Origin of the sequence: Bradyrhizobium genomosp. I (2014) (assembly GCF_000261685.1) — a bacterium.
Lineage (GTDB): Bacteria > Pseudomonadota > Alphaproteobacteria > Rhizobiales > Xanthobacteraceae > Bradyrhizobium.
Window position 1 is genome coordinate 1 of record NZ_AJQE01000228.1, and the last position, 4,260, is coordinate 4,260.

Annotated in this window: 6 protein-coding genes; 2 read left to right on the forward strand and 4 right to left on the reverse strand. The window is 65.7% G+C overall.

Features of this window, described 5'->3' with window-relative positions; all coding sequences use genetic code 11:
- Together IC50_RS21700 and IC50_RS21705 are read right to left on the reverse strand one after the other, a co-directional pair.
- Positions 1-257: enoyl-CoA hydratase-related protein (locus IC50_RS21700; RefSeq protein ID WP_035709461.1), on the reverse strand; the 257-nt coding region annotated here is incomplete at its 3' end.
- 133 nt (positions 258-390) lie between these two features.
- Positions 391-1,044, reverse strand: a complete 654-nt coding sequence (locus tag IC50_RS21705) for a hypothetical protein (RefSeq protein ID WP_035709463.1) — start codon at positions 1,042-1,044, stop codon at positions 391-393.
- 291 nt (positions 1,045-1,335) lie between these two features.
- Between IC50_RS21705 and IC50_RS21710 the strand changes: the two genes are divergently transcribed.
- Entirely contained in the window at positions 1,336-1,881 is a 546-nt protein-coding gene (locus tag IC50_RS21710; protein ID WP_035709464.1) for a sigma-70 family RNA polymerase sigma factor, read from the forward strand.
- Positions 1,882-1,883: 2 nt separating this feature from the next.
- On the forward strand, positions 1,884-2,522 hold the full coding sequence (locus IC50_RS21715; protein WP_035709467.1) for an NrsF family protein: 639 nt from the start codon (positions 1,884-1,886) through the stop codon (positions 2,520-2,522).
- A gap of 111 nt (positions 2,523-2,633) precedes the next feature.
- Here the strand turns inward: IC50_RS21715 and IC50_RS21720 are convergent, their stop codons facing one another.
- Complete coding sequence (locus IC50_RS21720; protein WP_035709468.1) at positions 2,634-3,737, reverse strand: DUF2336 domain-containing protein; 1,104 nt, start codon at positions 3,735-3,737, stop codon at positions 2,634-2,636.
- A gap of 63 nt (positions 3,738-3,800) precedes the next feature.
- Positions 3,801-4,260: GGDEF domain-containing protein (locus tag IC50_RS21725; protein WP_035709470.1), on the reverse strand; the 460-nt coding region annotated here is incomplete at its 5' end.

Sequence of the window (4,260 nt, forward strand, 5' to 3'; positions counted from 1 at the left end):
GCGGCGAAATCCTCGGAGAACATGTCGATGAAGCCCTTGGGCTGCATCTCCTTGATGTCGGCGCCGGCGGCGAAAGCCTTCTCGTTGCCAGTCACGACGATGCAGCCGATGGCGTCATCGGCCTCGAGATCGTCGACCGCCGCGGCGATCTCGCGGAAGACGCCGAAGGAGAGCGCGTTGAGCATCTTCGGCCGATTCAGCTTGACGATGCCGACCGCGCCTTTGCTTTCGACGACGATGTGTTCGAACGTGCTCATGCTCCACCCACGCTTTTGATTGGGCGGGCAATGTGCCCGCTGGCGCGGTGGGCTTCAAGGGGTTAGGGGCCGCCGGAACGCGGCGAGAACGGCGTTCCGGACGAGGTCCCTCGGGCCGGTATTCGGCCGGCAATCACGCCATGAACATCCGTGCGGCGGACGCCAGTGTCAGCAGCGTGCCGACACCGATGAAGATCTTGCCGATCAGGGAGCTCTGGTCCCAGGCCGAGCTCTGCTGGCTGCTCGCCATCACCGGCGCCGGCCGTGGCTGCGCCTCGGTTGCGGCAATCACCGCCTTCTGCGCCGGCGGGTTTTCCTGTTGGAGGGCGCGATCGATGTCGTTGAGCTGATCGGGCGCGACGACCTGGCTTTCGGGGGACGCGGCGCTGGTATTATCTGCTGCTGCCTGAACATTGTCGTTGGCGCGGTTCGTCATGGCGGAGGCGGCGGCCGCAGTCGGCGTATCGGCGGCGAGCTGCGCGTTGGCATTGGCGACCTCCGGCGGCATCTGGCTCGATGCCGGCATCCCGCTGTCGACCTTGTTGTCGTTTTTGGCCCCGTCGGCCTGTGCCGCGGCGTCCTGCTTGTCCGCGGATTTCTGAGCCGTCTTGCTGCTGCTGGTGCGGCGCGAGTCATGGCGCCGGTGCTTGGCCGTGTCCGCCTGCTTCTCCGCGCTGTCCGATTTGTTGCTTGCGGCCGAAGCCGGCGCCGCCTGTGCAACGCCCCCGAACAGCAAGAAAAGCCCGGCCAAGACAGTCAGGGCCGCGCGCGCGCTGGCTTTCATCATGTTGACGATCTCCCCAATTCCGCCTGTCCCGGCAACGAAGAGAGACCCTGGGGCGTGACGACAGCGGGGCAGAAAATGGGAATCTTCGGGTTTCACCCGGCAAAAACGGGGCAAACCGCCGCTCGCGGCTGGCCGCCCGATGCGGGACGCGCCGATCAGTGTTATGAGCCGTCGCAGATGTTTGCGGCTGCATCGGTCGCGAGGCCCGGGCTTTGATCACGAATTCGTGATATATCCGGCGTCCGCGTAACAAATTGAAAGAGCGGCCGAATTGCATGGTGAGGGGCGCGCGTGCGCGGACGTGAGGACGAATGGACCGGCCTGATGCGGTCGGCCATGGCTGGCGATGACGCGGCCTATCATCGCTTGTTGAAGGCAGTCACGCCGGTGCTGCGCGCTGCGGCGAGGCGCGGCTTGGCGCGGGCAGGTCAGCCTCCCGACCAGGCTGAGGACATCGTGCAGGAGATTTTATTGGCAGTGCATCTGAAGCGGCACACCTGGGACAGCGAAGCCCCCTTCGCGCCCTGGCTGTTTGCGATCGGCCGCAACAAGCTGATCGACACGCTCCGCCGGCGCGGCAAGCGCGTGTTCGTCAACATCGACGATTTCGCCGAGACGCTGCCGGGCGAGGTGCCGCAGGAGACCGCGTCAGCCGGCGAGGTCGCCGCCCAACTGGGCACCCTGCCGCAGCGTCAGCGTGACGTGCTGCAATCGATCGCGGTCGAGGCCGCCTCGATCAAGGATACGGCGGCAAAGTTTTCGATGAGCGAGGGTGCGGTGCGGGTCGCGCTGCATCGCGGACTTGCCGCGCTGACGGCCAAACTGCGGGACCATTAGTCATGGACACCGATCAACTCATTCGCTCGCTCGCAGCCGACAACGCGCACCGCGCTCCACGTGTCGGCGCGGTGCTGACCATGGCGCTGCTGGTGGCTGCGCCCTTGTCGATCCTGATTTTTGCGACATTCCTCGGCGTACGCGCCGACGTGATGAGCGCCATGCACAACCCGTTCTTCGACATGAAGTTCGCGGTGACGCTGTCGCTCGCAATCCCCGCGATCATCGTCAGCTTGCATTTGTCGCGTCCCGAAGCCCTGCTGCGCGGCTGGGGCTGGCTCCTGCTGCTGCCCGTCGGGCTGCTGGCGGTGGCGATTGGCAGCGAGGCGATGATGGCCCCGGCCATGCCGATGACGATGCGCTTGATGGGCAGGAACTCCAGGGTGTGCCTGGTCGCGATCCCTGCGATGTCGCTGCCGCTGCTTGCGGGTGCGCTGTTCGGCCTGCGCCACGGCGCGCCGTCGCGTCCCGCGCTCGCCGGAGCGCTCGCCGGCCTGGTGTCGGCCGGCCTGGCTGCGACCCTCTACGCCTCGCACTGCACCGACGACTCGCCCCTGTTCGTCGCGACCTGGTACACGCTCGCGACCGCGGTGGTGACCGCGATAGGGGCGCTGGTGGGATCCAGAGTTCTGCGCTATTAAAGCATGATGCGATTAGGATGAATCGTCATCGCGCTTTAGGTTGTTGTTTGCGCATAATCTTTTCGGAAAACCGCTGCGCACTTTTCCGGATCATGCTTTAGCGCGCCGGCTTCACGCCGGCGCCGTCGTGCCCAACTGCATGCGGTGGAAGCGCAGCACCTGCTGCGCTGTCGATGAGCGTAGCGCCTCGTAGGCATCGCGCAGCGTCAGCATGTCGGTCTGCGGCCCGCCGGAGAGCTTCTCGCGCATGGTGATGATCGCGCGCACGGTCGGCCATTGCATGCCCGCGACCTTGGCGAGGATCAGCACGCCTTCGGTGCGGCTCTCGATCATCATGGTCTCGGCGGTCTCGACCGTGACGCCCGCGAGTGCTGCCAGCCCCGCATTGGTCTCGTCGAACTTGCCCTGCTCGGCGAAGGCGGTGACCTGGACCTCGTTCAGGCGACCGTCGTCGTGCAGCGATTTCACCAGCGCGCGGGCCATCTCGGTCTGTTTCGTCATGGCTGCAGCGCGAACCCGTTGGGCCGCTTGCTGGACCACGCTCGACACTTCCTCCGCAAGCTCAGGATGCGTGGCCGCAAGCTTCCTGCGCACGCTTAAGGACGCCTTGGCGACCAGTTTCAAATAGTGATGGCGCGGCAGGTCGGGCCGCAGGCCGATGCAGCTGGCGAGGTCGTCGTCGCGTTCGGCGCGGATGACGAGATCGGTGAGACTTTCCTCGGAGAGCCGCGCGCCGGGATTCCCGACGGTCGACTGCACCACGTCCTCGTTGCCCCGCGCCACCAGCACGTCGGTCAGCGCTTCCGACAGGATCCGCCGCAGCGAGATCGCCTTGAGATGCGCCTGACCTCTGGTGCGCGCGATCTCGATCAGGGTCGCCTCGTCCAGCCGTTCCGATTTTGACAGCACCGGGCCGGAGACCTCGATGACCTCATCGAGCGCGAGTGTACGGATGATTTTCGGCGGCGCAGCCGCGATCGGTGCGAGGCGATCGGCGAGCAGCGCCTTGGCCGACGTCTCGATCTGGTCGACCAGGCATTGGAACACGTCGTCGAACACGCGGATGTGGTCGTCGGAATAGTCCACTGCGTTGCCCACGAAGAGATCGGTGACGCGGCGCAGCGTCTCGACCCGGCGCGCAACGGTGCCGTGCGAGAGGGCAGACTGCAATTCCTCGAGCAGGTTTTCGGATGGTCTTGCGGATTTGATTCTCATTGCCCTGTCCTGGAGCGTTCGGCCCGGCAGCGGCTTCTGTCGCGCCGGGAGAATATGGATTGGTCAGTTCGTTACAATGCAGTTGCGCCCCTGCGCCTTGGCGGAATAGAGCGCGCGGTCGGCGCGTGCGAGAAATGTGTCGGCAGTATCAATGTCGCGCAGCGTCGCGACGCCCGCGGAAATGGTCACCCGCATGCCCGGAGTGAAGGCGCTCCAGTCGAGTTCGGCAACGATGCCGCGCAAGCGCTCGAGCATGCGGTGCGCGACGTCGCCCGACGTGTCCGGCAGCAGCAGCAGGAATTCCTCGCCTCCGTAGCGGCCGAAACCGTCGGCCGGCCGGAGGTTGGCGAAAATGGTGATCGCGAAGGTGCGCAGCACCTCGTCGCCAACTGGATGGCCGTGGGCGTCGTTGATCCGCTTGAACCAGTCGAGATCGATCAGCGCGATCGCGCAAGGCGCGGATGCCCGCCGCGACTTCTCGATCTGGGCGTCAAGAAGCCGCATGATGCAGCGGCGGGTGTAG

Coding starts and splice junctions, on each gene's coding strand:
- IC50_RS21705 (WP_035709463.1), bottom strand. CDS start 1,044: ATGATGAAAGCCAGCGCGCGCGCGGCCCTGACTGTCTTGGCCGGGCTT.
- IC50_RS21720 (WP_035709468.1), bottom strand. CDS start 3,737: ATGAGAATCAAATCCGCAAGACCATCCGAAAACCTGCTCGAGGAATTG.
- IC50_RS21715 (WP_035709467.1), top strand. CDS start 1,884: ATGGACACCGATCAACTCATTCGCTCGCTCGCAGCCGACAACGCGCAC.